Origin of the sequence: Zunongwangia mangrovi, from assembly GCF_900112105.1 — a bacterium.
GTDB classification, from domain to species: domain Bacteria; phylum Bacteroidota; class Bacteroidia; order Flavobacteriales; family Flavobacteriaceae; genus Zunongwangia; species Zunongwangia mangrovi.
On record NZ_FOKV01000002.1, the window covers coordinates 69,481 to 85,909 of the forward strand.

15 protein-coding genes are annotated in these 16,429 nt (G+C 35.6%); 9 read left to right on the plus strand and 6 right to left on the minus strand.

Annotation, left to right across the window (positions count from 1 at the left end; translation table 11 throughout):
• Positions 1-1,185 (minus strand): pyridoxal phosphate-dependent aminotransferase, encoded by a 1,185-nt coding sequence (locus tag BM201_RS06530; RefSeq protein WP_092540831.1) that lies wholly within the window; start codon positions 1,183-1,185, stop codon positions 1-3.
• A gap of 422 nt (positions 1,186-1,607) precedes the next feature.
• Here BM201_RS06530 and BM201_RS06535 point away from each other — a divergent pair, with 422 nt between their 5' ends.
• A complete protein-coding gene (locus tag BM201_RS06535) occupies positions 1,608-2,180 on the plus strand; it encodes a Crp/Fnr family transcriptional regulator (RefSeq protein ID WP_092540833.1) in 573 nt (190 codons plus the stop codon).
• 149 nt (positions 2,181-2,329) lie between these two features.
• Positions 2,330-3,430 (plus strand): alkene reductase, encoded by a 1,101-nt coding sequence (locus BM201_RS06540; RefSeq protein WP_092540835.1) that lies wholly within the window; start codon positions 2,330-2,332, stop codon positions 3,428-3,430.
• 75 nt (positions 3,431-3,505) lie between these two features.
• Here BM201_RS06540 and BM201_RS06545 read toward each other — a convergent pair whose 3' ends face one another.
• The 5 genes from BM201_RS06545 to BM201_RS06560 all read right to left on the minus strand — a co-directional run bounded on the left by BM201_RS06545 (position 3,506) and on the right by BM201_RS06560 (position 7,745).
• Positions 3,506-3,925 carry a BRCT domain-containing protein gene (locus BM201_RS06545; RefSeq protein ID WP_092540837.1) on the minus strand — a complete coding sequence of 140 codons (420 nt, stop codon included), beginning with the start codon at positions 3,923-3,925 and terminating at the stop codon, positions 3,506-3,508.
• A gap of 226 nt (positions 3,926-4,151) precedes the next feature.
• A complete protein-coding gene (locus BM201_RS06550) occupies positions 4,152-5,072 on the minus strand; it encodes a zinc-binding alcohol dehydrogenase family protein (protein WP_245758592.1) in 921 nt (306 codons plus the stop codon).
• Positions 5,045-5,170 (minus strand): hypothetical protein, encoded by a 126-nt coding sequence (locus BM201_RS18300; protein ID WP_262508069.1) that lies wholly within the window; start codon positions 5,168-5,170, stop codon positions 5,045-5,047. The genes BM201_RS06550 and BM201_RS18300 overlap by 28 nt, the downstream gene beginning before the upstream one ends.
• 156 nt (positions 5,171-5,326) lie before the next feature.
• A complete protein-coding gene (locus tag BM201_RS06555; protein WP_092540839.1) occupies positions 5,327-6,241 on the minus strand; it encodes an AEC family transporter in 915 nt (304 codons plus the stop codon).
• Positions 6,228-7,745 carry an FAD/NAD(P)-binding protein gene (locus BM201_RS06560; RefSeq protein ID WP_092540841.1) on the minus strand — a complete coding sequence of 506 codons (1,518 nt, stop codon included), beginning with the start codon at positions 7,743-7,745 and terminating at the stop codon, positions 6,228-6,230. Before BM201_RS06560 ends, BM201_RS06555 begins: the two co-directional genes overlap by 14 nt.
• Positions 7,746-8,011: 266 nt before the next feature.
• On the opposite strand from BM201_RS06560, the gene BM201_RS06565 reads away from it, so the two are divergent.
• From BM201_RS06565 to pgl, 7 genes are all read left to right on the plus strand, one after another.
• Positions 8,012-9,886 carry a M1 family metallopeptidase gene (locus tag BM201_RS06565; protein ID WP_092540843.1) on the plus strand — a complete coding sequence of 625 codons (1,875 nt, stop codon included), beginning with the start codon at positions 8,012-8,014 and terminating at the stop codon, positions 9,884-9,886.
• A gap of 124 nt (positions 9,887-10,010) precedes the next feature.
• Positions 10,011-10,904 (plus strand): LysR family transcriptional regulator, encoded by an 894-nt coding sequence (locus tag BM201_RS06570; RefSeq protein WP_092540845.1) that lies wholly within the window; start codon positions 10,011-10,013, stop codon positions 10,902-10,904.
• Between the two features lie 72 nt (positions 10,905-10,976).
• Complete coding sequence (locus tag BM201_RS06575) at positions 10,977-11,906, plus strand: YeiH family protein (RefSeq protein WP_092540847.1); 930 nt, start codon at positions 10,977-10,979, stop codon at positions 11,904-11,906.
• Positions 11,907-12,077: 171 nt separating this feature from the next.
• Positions 12,078-12,539 (plus strand): RpiB/LacA/LacB family sugar-phosphate isomerase, encoded by a 462-nt coding sequence (locus tag BM201_RS06580; protein ID WP_092540849.1) that lies wholly within the window; start codon positions 12,078-12,080, stop codon positions 12,537-12,539.
• A gap of 26 nt (positions 12,540-12,565) precedes the next feature.
• Positions 12,566-13,972, plus strand: a complete 1,407-nt coding sequence (gene gndA / locus BM201_RS06585; protein WP_092540851.1) for an NADP-dependent phosphogluconate dehydrogenase — start codon at positions 12,566-12,568, stop codon at positions 13,970-13,972.
• Between the two features lie 23 nt (positions 13,973-13,995).
• Complete coding sequence (gene zwf, locus BM201_RS06590; protein ID WP_092540853.1) at positions 13,996-15,522, plus strand: glucose-6-phosphate dehydrogenase; 1,527 nt, start codon at positions 13,996-13,998, stop codon at positions 15,520-15,522.
• Positions 15,516-16,226 (plus strand): 6-phosphogluconolactonase, encoded by a 711-nt coding sequence (pgl, locus tag BM201_RS06595; RefSeq protein WP_092540855.1) that lies wholly within the window; start codon positions 15,516-15,518, stop codon positions 16,224-16,226. The genes zwf and pgl overlap by 7 nt, the downstream gene beginning before the upstream one ends.
• Positions 16,227-16,429 lie beyond the last annotated feature (203 nt).

Consider the following 16,429-nt stretch of genomic DNA (forward strand, 5'->3'; position numbering starts at 1 on the left):
TTAAACCAAAATTTCATCTATTGCGTCTGTAAAATATTTCATTTCTTTCATGGTTCCCATACTTACACGGCACCAATCCTTATCCCAGAATTTAAATGCTCTAACCACAACTTTTTTCTCATAGATCTTTTCTAGGAATTTATCACCATCCATATCTATGGGGAAAATAACAAAGTTGGTATTAGACGGCATATAATCCATCCCGCGACTATCTAAATATGAAGTGGTATAATCCCTGGCCTCTTCGATCTTAGCTTTACAATCTGTAAGATATGCTTCGTCTTTCATACTGGCTGAAGCTGCTGCGATACTTGGCCCGGTGATACCCATACCACCACGAGTAATATCGTTAATTTCCTTAAGCGATTTTTCATTTCCTAACATGTATCCAACTCGTAAGCCGGCCATACCATGAATTTTAGAAAATGTTCTGGCTACATATACATCGTAGCCTTCTGCAACGAGCGGAGCCATACTTGCATTAAGGCCTTCTGGAGAAAGTTCTATATAAGCTTCGTCGATAAATACCGGTACTTTTTTAGAAACACGTTTACAGAAGTCCTTAAGATCTTCAGTGTCCGTCATCGTAGCAGTTGGATTGTTTGGATTGGTGATATAAACAAGTTTAGTATCCTTATCTATAGCTTCTTCCATGGCCTTCAGATCATGCTGGTAATCATCGGTTAGTTTTACTGCTTTCCAATTTCCACCGGCAGCTTTAGCAACACTAACTAAGGACATATAACTAGGATCACCACTTACAACATTTCCACCATGCTGAAATTTAACCAGTGCAGTTTTTTCTAAAAGGTCAGAGGATCCAGGTCCCATCATCACGTTAGAAGGTTTTACGCCTTCATATTCTGAAATTTGACCAACTAATTCTCCCAAAGAGCCCCAGGAATAATGATTCCCTTCCATTACAGCTTCCTGAAAAGCTTTTGCTGCCATTTTAGATGGTCCGTGCGGATTTTCATTCCAAACTAATCTTGCTTTTACCGTCTTTAGGTCAGGAAATCTAGGTGGGGTATATTCATCAAAAGAATTACTGTAATTATATAAAAACTTATTGTTTTTAGATTGCGCCTCGGCAACTGTTTTTGCCCAAAGATCTGTAGGTGCTACAGCAACAGCTCCCATTGCCAATGCGCCTCTTTTAAGCCATTCTCTTCTATTTAAACTCATTTTAAGTGGTGTTTGCGTTAAGTTTTAAAAATAAAGATTAACACAATATTAAGCAATGGTAAAAAATTAAAAATGAGTGTACTTGAATACTAATTTAGTAATTATTTGACATTTTATTAAGATTATTAAAAAACAGTGATTTTATATGAGGAACCGGAAAACGGATCATTAACCATAACAGTTAATTATCACATTATCGAGAATTGCAAAAAATAATGCGATAACTATAATGCGAAATGGATTAAGTTCAAGTTGAAATCGTACATTATAGTATTTAATCTTCAGCTAAATAAATTGAGTCAATTTTAGAGCTAGCAACTTCAGACAAGAGAACATAGAAATCTCATATTATTCAAATTGAAATAAAGTAAGATTTGAAGTTTTAGAACGACTATCTTGTCTGTTATAAAATTCCATTTTTTATGCAACAGAAAATTCTTGACCACGTTTCTAAAATAATTGATCTCACCGATGACGAGAAAGCCGAATTTTTGAGCATTTTGAGTCCGCTAAAATTATCAAAACGTGATTATTTGATAAAAAGTGGCGAATTTGTGCATTACAATTTCTTTGTCGTAAAAGGTTGTTTACGCGCTTTTTATCGCGATGATCAGGAAAATGAAGCCAATTTGCAATTTGCTATGGAAGATTGGTGGATCAGTGATTATGAAGCTTTAAGTGATGGGATTCCAGCAAAATTAAATGTTGAATGTCTTGAAGATTGCGAGCTGCTGGCAATTCATCGTGATGCACAGGAAGAATTATATCGCAGAATCCCAAAATTTGAGCGCTTTTTTAGGATTAAAGTGATGAATTCTTTTATCGCTTTGCGCTCCAGAATTATGTCTAGTCTTCAAAAAAGTAGTAAAGAACGTTATTTAGAATTCTATGATCGTTTTCCAGAACTCGAAAACCGCATAGCAAACTACCACATCGCTAATTATTTGGGTATCAAACCAGAAAGTTTAAGTAGAATTCGCAAAGAGCTTATTTAGCTTAACAATTTTTAACAGCCAAAGCTAACATACATCAATCTTATTTTAGGCCGCTATAGCTTAATTTTGTTGGGAAGGGAAAGAAATTGTGAAAAAGAAATCGACCACAGAACTTCGTTTTTGTGGTTTTAATCAAAAAATTGAAACTTATGAGTAAACAACTGCTTTTAACCGATTATAATTTAAACGGATTAAAGTTACCTAACCGTGTAGTGATGGCGCCTATGACGCGTAGTCGTGCTGATAACGCAGAAAATGCACCTCGCGAAGATTTTGAAGCTGAATATTATGCTTTAAGAGCTTCTGCAGGATTAATTATTTCTGAAGGTTCACCTATTAGTGACGAAGCGATTGGTTATGTTAATGTACCGGGAATCTATAAATCTGCTCAGATTGAAGGCTGGAAAAAAGTAACGGAAAAAGTACATGAAAAAAATGGAAGAATTTTTATCCAATTATGGCATGTGGGAAGGATGTCTCATCCAGATTTTCATAAGGGCGAGAAACCATTAGCACCTTCAGCAATAAATCCTAACGCACAATCTTATACTCCGGAAGGTTTTAAGGATACCGTAACTCCAAAAGAAATGACGATCGCTGAAATTAAGCAAACGATCGAAGATTTTAAAAACGGAGCTAAAAATGCAATGGAAGCTGGTTTTGACGGAGTAGAGATCCATTCTTCTAATGGTTATCTTTTACATCAGTTTTTTAACGGAACGTCAAATACCAGAACAGATGAATACGGTGGAACTATAGAGAATCGAGCAAAGATTCTTTTTGAAGTGATCGATGCGATAAAGCAAGTTATGCCAGAACAAAAAATAGGTTTACGTTTAAATCCGTCCTTAGATGGCCCATTTGGGATGACCATGGATAAAGAAACGATACCAACATTCGATTATATCGTAAATAAGCTAAATGAATACGATTTGGCTTATGTTCATTTATCTGAACCCTTTACCGATGTTTCTGATAATGATTTTGCCGTTTCTGAAATTGCAAAGCATTACCGACCATTATACAAGGGAACTTTAATTATAAATGCCGGTTTCGATCAGGAAAAAGGAAATAAAGTAATTGAAGAAGGTAATGCCGATCTTGTAGCCTACGGAAAACCTTACATTTCTAATCCAGATCTTGTAGAAAGATTTGAAAAAGGTGTTGATTTAACCGATTGGGACGAAGATACTTTTTATGTCCCTGGTAAAAAAGGATACCTAGATTATCCAGTTAATGCCAGAGACTAATGCATTTAAAATTTCAACGAAAAAAATCGCTGCCAAATGGCAGGGATTTTTTTCGTTGAAATAATTTCTTTTTTACTAAACCTTTACAGTTGCTTTTCTTTTTGCAGTTTTCGCTTCTTTATTTAAGGAATACTGAGGAGCTTTGTTTAGCGCCATAAATGATTCTTCAGAATATATCTTAGCTCCAAAGCTTTTAGCTTCTTCAATAACTAATTCATCTGCATCCTTACCTGTGATCAAAATCCCTGTTTTAGTAGACATTTTTGGTTCGACTTCTACATTCCATTCTTTCAATTGCTGTTTGATCTCATTTTTATGCTCTTTTCTCAAGTCTCCATCAATAAGTACTTTTTGATCTTTAAATTCATCTGCAATACTTTTTTCTCTGTTTGGAGTTATATCTTTTCTATTATCAGATAAATGATTGAAGATTATAAACGATATAAATAGAAAAATTAAAATGTATGTCGCGATAATCATGGTTTGGGGAGTCATAGCTAGTAGTGGTTAGTTTGTTTTAAAATTGTATCTGTCTACTTACGTTTTCTGTTATAGTTTGGTTTTAATTATTTCAATTATTTTCTGGCACTAAATTATATATAGATTCTTCCAATATCATGCTAAAAGGAAGGTTTAAGTAATTTTTAACCCGTTTCTTAAAAAGAATAAAAAAAGGATTTCATTGCTGAAATCCTTTCAATTATCTGTAATGTATGCATGCTTAGCTTATAAACTTGATTACATTTTTCCCTATAGATTTACCACTTTCCTGCAACTCATGCACCTCTCTAAATACCTGAGTATCTAATCCTTCGAAAGTTTTATTAATTGTAGTTTTTAAACTACCTTCCTCAAAAAGCAAACGTAATTCTTCGAGAATCTTATGCTGGGAAATCATGTCTTCAGTTTTGAATAATGATCTTGTAAACATAAATTCCCAATGAAAAGCTGCACTCTTATTTTTTAATTTATTTAAGTCTAATGGGTTCTTATTTTCTACGATCGAGCAAATGTGCCCTTGTGGTTTTATAAGATTTGCCATTGCGTCCCAGTGCATATCGGTATCAAAAAAGTTAAGAATATAATCTACATTTTCAATATTAGCCTTTTTAATTTCGTTTTCTAGATCGTGATGATTTACGATCAAATCGGCTCCCATTTCTTTACACCAGTTACTGGTTTCTTCTCTGGAAGCAGTCGCTATAACCTCAATATTGGTCAATTTCTTGGCGATTTGTATTCCAATAGATCCAACGCCACCTGCACCACCAATGATCAATAGTTTTTTGTTATTTTCTCCATTTTTCTGAAGTCTTAAACGATCAAATATAGCTTCCCAGGCAGTAATTGCGGTTAATGGCATTGCTGCAGCTTCCTCGAATGAAAAATTTGAAGGTTTATGGCCGGCAATTCTTGAATCTATAAGCTGAAATTCGGCATTACAGCCCGGTCTTTTATATTCTCCGGAATAATAAACTTCATCTCCAACCTTAAAATTAGAAACTTCACTACCCACAGCTTCCACAACCCCTGCAGCATCCCAACCTAGGATCTTTGGCTCATCTAATTCGTTATTCTTTGCCGCATTTTTACGGACTTTATAGTCTACCGGATTTACAGAAACCGCATGAATTTTAACCAAAAGATCTTAGCTTCTGGCATTGGTTTTTCGGTTTCAAAAGAGATAAAACAATTTTTATCATCTACCGGTAAAGATTTTGTGATTCCTATAGCTTTCATATTTTTTTTTCTGAAATTAATATTTGCCTTTTTCACGGCAAAAACTTTTACATTAATTTAAATCATCGAAATATATTCAGATATAAAATTCCAAATTTCGATTTATTTTCTCATTACAATCAGTGATATCAAAGAGAACAATCCTTCAGAAATGATCTAAGCGAATATTAAGGCGCCAATTGGCACTAAGATCATCGATATCACCATAGAAAATACGATGAGTAAAGCGGCCTGTTTCTCCTGGGATTTTAAAAATGATGCAAAAACGGCCAAATTCGCTGCGATTGGGAAAAGCGGAATTAAAGCCATTACCTGTCGTTGTTCTTTTTCTAATCCATCTACAAGCCAATATTCGAGTCCCATTAAAGCAGCGGTAATTAATATGGCTGATATTGCTCGTATTCCCAGCACTTTAGAGTAATATCCCCAGTTTAGAGATTTAAATTTAATATTTGTCAAATTCATACCAATAATAAGCATTCCCATTACAGAAACTACGGTACCCATTACGTCAACTACGGGTTTTAGAGCTTCTGGTGTTTCCACTTTAAAACCTTTTAAAATCAAAGCTAAAATGATGATATAAATAAAAGGAACCTTCAAAACTTCGATTATCGCCTGTTTGGTAGAAAACTTTGACTTCGCCACTTGGATATAACCAATAATATTGCCGTAGAGCGCCGTACCGACGTAAATACATATCAATGTAGTTACCGCATCATCACCAAAAAGTGACTTGACGGTAGGAATCCCGAAGAAGGCCACATTAAAATAAGAGAACCCGCTTTTTAAGATATTGATATTCCCCGAATTGTCTACGGTTTTATCGACCAGCATGGCCGGAAAGATCATTAAAAATGCCAGCAAAAATGAAATTATCGCTAAGATCACCAAATTTGAAAAGCCTGCGTCCAATACATGATCGATCACCAAAATTGGTAATAGCACAAATAAAAGCGGCTTATGAATCCAGGATTTTGGGATCCATTCACGCTTACTTATTAAATAGCCAATAGGAATACAACACAAATAGGGAAGTAAACTTAAATAAAGATCCTTAAATGTGCCCATTAGTAGTGGTTTTAAATATTATTTCTGAAGCTAATCTTGCGATCGTTTTTACATTAAACCAAACGGCATTCACATCCATTAGCATTCCGTTTACCAAATGTCCTACCGCATAAATGTGAGTGCCTCCATTTTCTGAAATACACTGCATCGTATGAGGATTAATAACAGTCCCACCAATAGGGTGCGGTTTTAAATAATCTTTTTTGAGTAAATTTTGAACCAGAATATTATCCATCTGTTCTAATTTACCGGCGCTTCCAGTAGCATTTACCAATTTATCGATCTTAAAAACGCCATCGTTTCCGGTAGTGATCTCGAAGCAATTTTCATCATCCAGGAACTCAACTTTATTATTCTGCGGAATAATTTGCAACTGACCCTCTTTCATAAGCTTAGCCAATCTTTTTGCGTTGTGAAGCGGAATCGCATGCCGGGTGATCGTCCAATGTCTTCCCAGCCATTTTGTGAATATAATCTGCTCATGTAAGCTCATCCAACTCCAAATCCTTGAAGTATCATAACGCATGGAGTAAGCCATGTTCGAAACAGTATCACCACCTTTTTCGGCTACTTCAATATCATATTCTAGTAATGGAAGCTGATCTTTAGAATCTCGGTTTAGGGATTTCCAGTCGATAGATTTTCCTTCGGCTTTTTCAACATCCTTGATGAATAATCTAAACAATTCCTTTGCTCTTGGAGTATGTCCTTTCTCACGTTTAAGCTTATGTAAATTGGCAAGCGTTAGAAATTTACTTTCAAAACCATTACTTTCATCTGGCTGAACTCTTGGCAACATTCCATCTGGAGAGAACATGGTGATCTTTCCTTTGTGTCCGTTATCTACCAGGCTCATTACTGTATCAATAGCACTTAAACTGGTTCCTAAAACTCCAACATGATCGTTCTTACCGGTATTTTCCAGCAATCTTTCTGTTGGCCATGGAAAATCTATATAATGCTTATTATCTCTAAATTGCTTAAAAGTATTTGGTTTTGGGGTTCCTGGCGCCAACAGAACTTCATCAACTTCAGCAGTGCTATTATTGGTTAAATGAATAACTAATTTTTCATTTTCTAAACGCTCAATATCATAAGCTTCAGCCTCAATTCTTTCTACCTTAATATTGTTCTCGGCGGCTTTCTTGATATTTTCGTCAAGCTGTTCAGCAACATAATGACCGTAAAGTAATCTGCTGGTGTAGGCATTATCTTCGTTACTTTCACTTTTTACATCGCTTCGATATTTACCGCCGTGTTCTTTAAGCCATTCTGCAAAATGTGCCGGTTCATTGGCGTAAATTCCCATAAGATCGGCCTGGGTATTTAAAATATGAGTACGCTGTTTGGACCCAAATGCTAATCCGTATCCCGCTTTTTTTCTTCGTTCAATAAGTACGAACGAAATTTCTTTTTCTAAATTGGCAGCAATACTTTGGATTATAAGCTCGATTAAAGCCGCAGATCCACAGGCTCCACCACCAATAATGGCAATTTTTTTCATTTCTTTTTCTTTGCTTTTTTTGTAATTTAGGCAATAGGGCAGGAGCAGTAAAATTATTAACTTAATTTAAAGAAAGCTTCAAGAGTATATTTCAAAATCAATTTTTATGCTGAAGACAAACCGTCGCTAATTATTAATAAATACTAGATAAACACCTTACTAAATCGATAATCTCTCATTTTAAATCTAATTTTCCGAAAAGAATTCAATAGGTAGGTTTATTCCAATTTAAGCTTTTATTTTGGGACAAAAATCAACTTATTTTAATGAGAAAATCCCTTATAACAGGATGTCTGGCTTCTCTTTTTATGGGAAGCTTTTCTTTTGGGCAGGAACTATATGTGCCCAGAGATGTAAAAAAAGCATACGAGAATGAGACTAGAAGTAAAAGTGGAAAACCTGGTGAAAATTACTGGCAAAATTCGGCTAGATATAAGATCGATCTTCAGGTAAATCCTCCAAGCCGAACTATAAAAGGTTCCGAAGAAATAATTTATACTAATAATAGTCCGAATACTTTAAATTCCCTAAATTTTAAATTAATTCTGAATAATCACAAGCCTGGCGCGGCAAGATTGGGACAGGCTTCTGAAGATTATATGACAAACGGAATAGAAATTGATTCTTATTCAGAAAATGGAACCAAAAAAGACTGGGATTCTAAGAATGATGGTACCAACAAGATGATAAAGCTGGATAGGCCACTTCAACCGGGCGAAAGTGTAAATTTAAGTATCGATTGGCATTTTGATGTTTCAAAACAAAGTGGGAGAGAAGGTGCTATTTTAGAAAATACCTTTTTTCTGGCTTATTTTTATCCCCGAGTGGCTGTTTACGACGATTATATGGGGTGGGATACGATGACTTTCTTCGGAATGCAGGAATTTTATAACGATTTTAATGATTATGAAATTAGCGTAAATGTTCCTGAAGATTTTATCGTCTGGTCTACCGGAGATCTTTTAAATGCTGAAGAAGTTCTTCAGAAAAAATATGCGAAAAAACTTGAAAGATCGATGCAAAGCGATGAAGTGATTCGCATCGCGACTCCAGAAGATCTTCAGAAAAAAGAAATCACTAAAGAAGGTAATAACACCTGGAAATGGAAAGCTTCTAACATTACCGATGTTGCGATTGCTATTAGTAATGAATATAATTGGGATGCTGCCAGTGTTGTGGTAGATTCTACTTCTAATCGCCGTGTAAGTGTACAGGCAGCTTATGATAATGTTTCTGAAGATTTTCACGAAATGGTGAACTATGGCCAACATGCTTTAAACTGGTTTTCGCATCATTATCCGGGGATCGCTTATCCTTATTCAAAATCTACTTTGGTTAGAGGTCATGGAGATATGGAATATCCAATGATGGTTAACGATAATTCTCATGGAGAGCCAGAATTAGCGCGTTTTGTGGCCGAACATGAAATTGCACATACTTATTTTCCGTTTTATATGGGAACTAACGAGACCAGGTTTGGTTTTATGGACGAAGGTTGGGCTACAACTTTAGAACATCTAATTGGGATCGAAGATCTTGGGAAAGAAAATGCTATTGAAAGTTTTAAAAATTTTAGGGTCCAGAGATGGATCAACGATGATAATATGGAACAAGATGTACCTATTATCACACCATCCAATATTTTAAGCGGACCTGTTTATCGTAATAATTCTTACGGAAAAGCGGCACTTGGCTACCTGGCATTAAAAGATATGTTAGGAGACGAGCTTTTCAAAAAGGCTTTACAGGGATATATGGATCGTTGGAATGGTAAACATCCCATCCCGTGGGATTTCTTTCATAGCATTAATGATATTTCTGGGAAAGACCTAAACTGGTTTTGGGATAGTTGGTATTTTGAGCCAAACCATATCGATTTTGAAATTGAAAAGGTAACACAAAATGATAATTCTATTGAAGTTTTAGTTTCCAATATTGGTGGAATGCCGGCTCCTTTTGATGTGAAACTGACATTTGCTGACGGAAGTTCAAAAAATGTACATCAAAAATCTACAATTTGGGAAAATGCTGAAGATGAATTTTCAATACAAATTGAAACAGATAAACAAGTTGAAGCGGTAACATTAGAAGGCGGTATTTGGATGGATGCTACTCCTGAAAATAATACCTGGAAAAAATAACCAATTTCAGATTACAACATTATAAAAATAGCTCTCGATATTGTTTAAAATCGAGAGCTATTTTTTTGTAATAACTTCTAATAGCTGAATCATTTTTCGAACATAATTATTACATTTGATTATAATGTTCGATTTTAAACTACAGGTTTTTCAAAGTGTGGCATCACGGCTTAGTTTTTCTAAAGCAGCCGAAGATCTTCATATCACGCAACCAGCGGTTACAAGGCATATTCGGCAAATTGAGGCGCATTTTAACCAAAAGCTCTTTAAAAGAAAGGGAAATAGCATAGCACTTACCGATGCCGGGAAGCTTTTACTCTCCCATAGTAAACTTATTTTTCAGCAATACGAGAAAGCCGAATTTGATATGAATTCGCTTATCGATAAAAACGAAGGAAATCTTAGAATTGCCGCCAGCACCACGATCGCACAATATATCTTACCGGAAGTTTTAGCAAAATTTCATCAAAAATTCCCCAAAATCAGGCTTCATTTATTGAATATGAATACCGAGAAGGTGGAAAAATCTGTGATGAACAATTCGGTTGAACTTGGTTTTATCGAAGGTCAATCCAAAAACAGGGAATTATCGTATCAGCCATTTTTGCAGGACGAAATAGTGCTTGTGGTAGATAAATCGCATCCATTAGCTAAGCAGAATCAGATATCTATTTCAGAATTAAAAGAAATTCCGCTTGTTTTAAGAGAAAAAGGCTCGGGAACTCGTGAGGTAATCTTAAAAGCTTTTCAGCATAAAAATGTAAAAATGGAAGAGCTAAATATCGAATTAGAGCTTGGAAGTTCAGAAAGTATAAAATCTTATCTATCTAATGGCCATAGCGGTAGTTTTTTAAGTATCAATACGGTTTTAAAAGAACTGAAGCATGGCGATCTTTATATTGTTGATATCGAAAATCTACAAATTAAGCGGGATTTCTTTTTTATTCAGCAACAAGGACACCATTCTAAACTGAATGCTGTCTTTTTAAAATTTCTACAGCATCATTATAACTTTTAGTTATATAGTATAATAATTTATCATTTGATTTCGAGCTAGACTGAGACTACTTTTGAAGAATAAATTCAGTTTATGAAACCTGCAATTACTTCAGTTTTATTTGTAATTCTTTGTCTGGCCTGTTTGCTTCCGGTGGTGAATCCTCCTATAGCATTGGCTGCAGGAATTGTTTTTGCACAATTTTTTCAGAATCCATTTCAGGATAAAACACAATCGAGCATAAATTGGTTACTGAAGTTATCGGTTATCGGGCTTGGTTTCGGAATGAATATCGACAAAGCACTGGCCGCAGGAAAAGACGGATTTCTATTTACCATTATATCGATAAGTCTAACTATCGGGCTGGGAATTTTAGTCGGAAAAATCTTTAAAATCGATCAAAAAATAGCCAAACTTATAAGTTCTGGAACTGCTATTTGCGGCGGTAGCGCTATTGCAGCAATATCTCCAATAATTAAAGCCGACGCGAAACAAATTTCTATTGCCATCGGGAGTGTTTTCTTATTAAACAGTCTGGCATTATTTCTTTTTCCGCTTTTAGGCCATTATTTTAATATGAGTCAGCATCAATTTGGAATCTGGAGCGCGATCGCCATTCACGATACCAGCTCGGTTGTTGGGGCAGCACAGGTTTATGGTAACGAAGCTTTAGAAATTGCAACGACTGTAAAATTAGCCAGAGCTTTATGGATCTTACCGGTTTCTGTTTTATTCGCGCTAAGCAGCCAAACCGAATTAAAAAAGATCAAGATTCCATATTTTATTGGCCTATTTATTTTAGCGATTATAGCCAATACTTATATCCCAAATATAGAATTTGTGGCGCCAGGCATTGTTTCGGTTTCTAAAATGGGATTAACGCTAGTGTTGTTTTTAATTGGGAGCACTTTAAATTATAAAAGCTTTATTCAGGTAGGAATAAAACCGGTAATATTAGCTGTTTTTATATGGATTTTTATCAGTATCGTTTCGCTAATTGGTGTACTACAACTTATAAATTGAGGCTAAAAACATCGAAAATCGATATTTAGTGTAGCACAATTTTCTAAAATGCTGGTATAACTTAGACATTTCAAAGGTTTTAGTATTTTTATAAGGTTTTGTCTTGCCGCCATACAGATTTAATTAGTTAATTTTATCGTTCAAAATGATTAAAACCAAAAGATTTACTTCATGAAAATCGGAATTGCTGCAGATCATGCCGGCTTAGAACAAAAAGGAAAGTTACTGGAACTTTTAAAAGAAAAGAATTTCGATATCGAAGATTTTGGTGCCTTTAAATATCAAGGCGACGACGATTATCCAGATATTGTTACTCCATTAGCAAAAGCTTTAAGCGAAGAAAAAATAGACCGCGCCATCGCAGTTTGTGGTAGCGGTGTTGGCGTTTCTATCGCCGCTAATAAATTTCCCGGTGTTCGCGCAGCTTTAATTTCTGAAACTTATTCGGCTCATCAGGGAGTAGAACATGATGATATGAACATGCTTTGTGTTGGTGGGAGAGTGCTAGGAACATCGCTTATTTTAGAGATCATTTTGGCCTTTTTGAATGCTGAATTTCAGAAAGACGAACGTTTTGTAAGACGACTCAATAAAGTCTTAGATATAGAAAAAGAGTACTTTAAATTAAATTAGAATAGTTAAGAACCTAAAACTGAATCATGAAAGAATTCGATTTTGGAATTGTTGGACTAGGAGTAATGGGTAGAAACCTTTTGCTTAACATGGCCGACCATAAATTTTCTGTAGCCGGGCTGGACCTAGACCCCGAAAAAGCTGCATCTCTGGAAAAAGAAGCTTCAGAAGAACACACGATAAAAGGAACAACTTCTGCCGAAGAATTTTGCGGACTAATTCGTAAACCAAGAGCAATTATGTTATTGGTTCCTGCGGGTAAACCTGTAGATTCGGCTATCGCATCGCTTTTACCTTATTTAGAAGAAGGTGATGTGTTGGTAGATGGTGGTAATTCCTATTTCCCAGATACCAATCGTCGTGTAGATGAACTTGCTGAAAAAGGAATTCATTTCTTCGGAATGGGAATCTCTGGTGGTGAAAAAGGAGCTCGTTTTGGCCCAAGTATGATGCCAGGTGGAAATGCTGAAGCATACGAAAGACTTCGCCCAATTTTTGAAGCTGTAGCTGCAAAAGTAAATGACGAACCTTGTGTAACGTATTTAGGAAAAGGATCTGCAGGAAACTATGTAAAAATGGTTCATAATGGTATTGAGTATGCGATTATGCAACTTATTGCTGAAGTTTATGATCTGCTAAAAAGAGGATACGGAGTAGAAGATGCAAAAATTCAGCAATTATTCGAAAAATGGAATAATTCAGAATTAGCTTCTTTCTTAGTTGAAATTACAGCAGGAATCCTTAAAAAAGAAGACGAAGTTACCGGCAAAGGTATTTTACTAAATTATATCTCAGACGCTGCAAAAGCTAAAGGAACTGGTAAATGGACTTCACAAAATGCGATGGATATCCAGGCGCCAATCCCGGCAATTAATGCTGCGGTAGAAATGCGAGATATTTCAAAATATAAAGAAGAGCGCGTACAGGCTTCAAAAAGCTTGAAATGGAAAGATGTTTCAGAAACTTCAGAAGAAGAAATTTTTGCTGATTTAACTGATGCCTTCTATTTTGCCATGATTAATATTTATGCTCAGGGATTAGCACAGCTAACTATCGCCTCTAAAGAGTATGATTATGGATTAAACCTTGAAGAAGTTGCTAAGATCTGGCGAGGTGGTTGTATTATTAGAGCGGCCTGTTTAGAAGATTTTAGACAAGCCTATAGCAAATCTCCAGAACTACCTAACCTGTTATTAGACGAAACTTTAGGTAAAGCTTTAGAAGAAAAACAAGCTGCTGCACGTAAGGTGGTTAAAACCTTTATCGACAAAGGAATCCCTGCATCAGTATTTACTTCTACAGTTTCTTATTTTGATTCTTACAGAAGTGAAATTTTACCAACAAACCTTATCCAGGCACAAAGAGATTTCTTTGGAGCGCATAAATATGAGCGTAACGATAAGGAAGGTATTTTTCATACTGAATGGAATTAAGCCTCAATTAATTTAAAATTAAAATGAAGACAGAAAAGAAAGCGGCCCCAACGATCATTGTTATATTTGGTGGAACAGGAGATCTTGCCAGCCGTAAATTAATCCCTGCGTTTTATAATCTTTATATCGATGATCGAATGGCAGATAATTTTGCCATTTTTGGATTAGGAAGATCAGATTTTGATGATGCTTCGTATAGAAAGGATTTATATAAAAAATTAAAAGAATTTTCTCGTCGTGATCCAGATTCAAAAGTTTGGAAGAAATTCGAGGAATCGATACACTACTTCAAATCTGATATTACCAACGAAAAGTCTTACCAGGATTTACATTCTAAATTAGAAGGCCTGGATAAAGAATGGGGAGAACGCGCTAATAGATTATTCTATCTTTCGGTATCTCCTAAGTTCATTGATGATATTACAGCCAATTTAAAAAGTCAGAAATTAGTACAGGAACTAGAAAAAGACCGTTTGGTGATCGAAAAGCCATTTGGTTACGACCTGGAATCTTCAATTGAATTAAACAAATTGCTTCAGCGAACTTTCGATGAGAAGCAAATTTTTAGGATCGATCATTATTTAGGTAAAGAAACCGTTCAGAATATTTTGGCTTTCCGATTTGGAAATGCGTTGTTCGAACCACTTTGGAATCGAAATTATATCGATTACGTACAGATTACTGTTGCTGAAAAAGTTGGAGTAGGTTCTCGTGGCGGTTATTATGAAGGCTCTGGAGCGCTTCGCGATATGATCCAAAATCACTTGTTACAGATCTTATGTATGGTGGCAATGGAAGCTCCAATTTCTGCAGATGCTGAAGAAATTAGAAATCGTAAAGTTGAAGTTTTACGAGCAATTCGTAGAATTAAGCCAGACGAAGTAAGCAAAAATGCAGTTAGAGGTCAGTATAGCGAAGGATGGGTAGAAGGAGAAAAAGTTCCTGGATACCGTGAAGAAGAGGGGGTAAGTGAAACTTCTAATACAGAAACTTATGCTGCAATCAAATTCTTTATCGACAACTGGCGTTGGCAAAATGTACCGTTCTATTTAAGAACAGGTAAACGTATGCAGGAAAAAAGTTCTTCGATCACTATTCAGTTTAGACCAGTGCCACATGCGGCCTTTCCTGGAGAACAATCGAATAATATCATGCCAAATAAACTCACGATCAATTTGCAACCGCAAATGGACATAAGATTACGTTTTATGACGAAAAAACCAGGTTTAGAAATGAACCTTAATCCGTCTGAAATGGTATTCGATTACGATAGCTGTTCAACACATACTCCAGAAGCTTATGAGACCTTATTGCTAGACGCCATGTTAGGTGATACAACCTTATTTATGCGATCTGACCAGGTGGAAGAAGCATGGGATGTGATTAAAACGGTTCAGGAAGCCTGGGATAGCAGGGAATCTATTAATTTCCCTAATTATCAGGCGGGAGGTTATGGCCCTGAAAGTGCAGAAGCATTGATCGCACAACAAGGCCATGTTTGGTCTATAAATGTACCAGGTAAAAAAGAAAAGAAACAAGAGGAATGTTAAATATCTATCAAACCAAGGAAGAAGCAAGTCGAGCTGCTGCTCAGCATTTTGTAGAACGCGCTAAATTAGCAATCGAAGCAAAAGCTAAATTTACCGTAGCACTAACCGGAGGATCTTCTCCGGCTGGAATGTACGATTTGCTTACAACAGAATTTAAAGACCAGGTAGACTGGGATAAGATCTTTATCTTTTGGGGAGACGAAAGATGGGTTCCTATCGAAGATGATCGTAGTAATGCAGGTAATGCATTTAAGGATTTTCTAAACAAGGTAGCTATACCAAATGAGCAGATCTTCCCAATGTATAAAGAAGGAATTTCTGCCGAAGATTATGCAAAGGAATATTCTGCAATCTTAGACCAGGTTTTAGAGGATGGTAAAACCTTCGATCTTATCTTTTTAGGTATGGGTGACGATGGACATACAGCATCCTTATTTCCTGGAGAAGATATTATTCATGAGAAAGAGAAAAAAGTAGATGCTTATTTCTTAGAACCGCAGGATATGTACAGAATTACATTAACTGCACCTTTATTAAATTCAGCTAAAAGTGTTGCGTTCATTGCTTTTGGAGCTAAAAAAGCAGATGCACTTTTTGAAGTTATTAAAGGAGAAAAGAACATTGAAAAATATCCTTCTCAGATCATCGATCCTAAAGGAGAATTAATGTGGTATGTAGACAAAGAAGCTGCCGCCAGAATATAGAATTTCAGTGTTAAATTTATATTTGAAAAGAACCCGAACTACATAATAGTTCGGGTTTTTATATTCTCTAACCAATACCACTATTTTTATACGTTTATTTATTGTGTTAATAAAAAATCGATAAAAAGTAAACAAATAAGATATATGGCATTACAATTGCATTTGATATTTACAAATACTTAATGTAATAGAGAAATTTTAAT

What these genes read in the sequence shown, in the direction of transcription:
- BM201_RS06530 (WP_092540831.1), bottom strand. Translation starts at nt 1,185, where the DNA reads ATGAGTTTAAATAGAAGAGAATGGCTTAAAAGAGGCGCATTGGCAATG.
- BM201_RS06535 (WP_092540833.1), top strand. Translation starts at nt 1,608, where the DNA reads ATGCAACAGAAAATTCTTGACCACGTTTCTAAAATAATTGATCTCACC.
- BM201_RS06540 (WP_092540835.1), top strand. Translation starts at nt 2,330, where the DNA reads ATGAGTAAACAACTGCTTTTAACCGATTATAATTTAAACGGATTAAAG.
- BM201_RS06545 (WP_092540837.1), bottom strand. Translation starts at nt 3,925, where the DNA reads ATGACTCCCCAAACCATGATTATCGCGACATACATTTTAATTTTTCTA.
- BM201_RS18300 (WP_262508069.1), bottom strand. Translation starts at nt 5,170, where the DNA reads ATGAAAGCTATAGGAATCACAAAATCTTTACCGGTAGATGATAAAAAT.
- BM201_RS06555 (WP_092540839.1), bottom strand. Translation starts at nt 6,241, where the DNA reads ATGGGCACATTTAAGGATCTTTATTTAAGTTTACTTCCCTATTTGTGT.
- BM201_RS06560 (WP_092540841.1), bottom strand. Translation starts at nt 7,745, where the DNA reads ATGAAAAAAATTGCCATTATTGGTGGTGGAGCCTGTGGATCTGCGGCT.
- BM201_RS06565 (WP_092540843.1), top strand. Translation starts at nt 8,012, where the DNA reads ATGAGAAAATCCCTTATAACAGGATGTCTGGCTTCTCTTTTTATGGGA.
- BM201_RS06570 (WP_092540845.1), top strand. Translation starts at nt 10,011, where the DNA reads ATGTTCGATTTTAAACTACAGGTTTTTCAAAGTGTGGCATCACGGCTT.
- BM201_RS06575 (WP_092540847.1), top strand. Translation starts at nt 10,977, where the DNA reads ATGAAACCTGCAATTACTTCAGTTTTATTTGTAATTCTTTGTCTGGCC.
- BM201_RS06580 (WP_092540849.1), top strand. Translation starts at nt 12,078, where the DNA reads ATGAAAATCGGAATTGCTGCAGATCATGCCGGCTTAGAACAAAAAGGA.
- gndA (WP_092540851.1), top strand. Translation starts at nt 12,566, where the DNA reads ATGAAAGAATTCGATTTTGGAATTGTTGGACTAGGAGTAATGGGTAGA.
- zwf (WP_092540853.1), top strand. Translation starts at nt 13,996, where the DNA reads ATGAAGACAGAAAAGAAAGCGGCCCCAACGATCATTGTTATATTTGGT.
- pgl (WP_092540855.1), top strand. Translation starts at nt 15,516, where the DNA reads ATGTTAAATATCTATCAAACCAAGGAAGAAGCAAGTCGAGCTGCTGCT.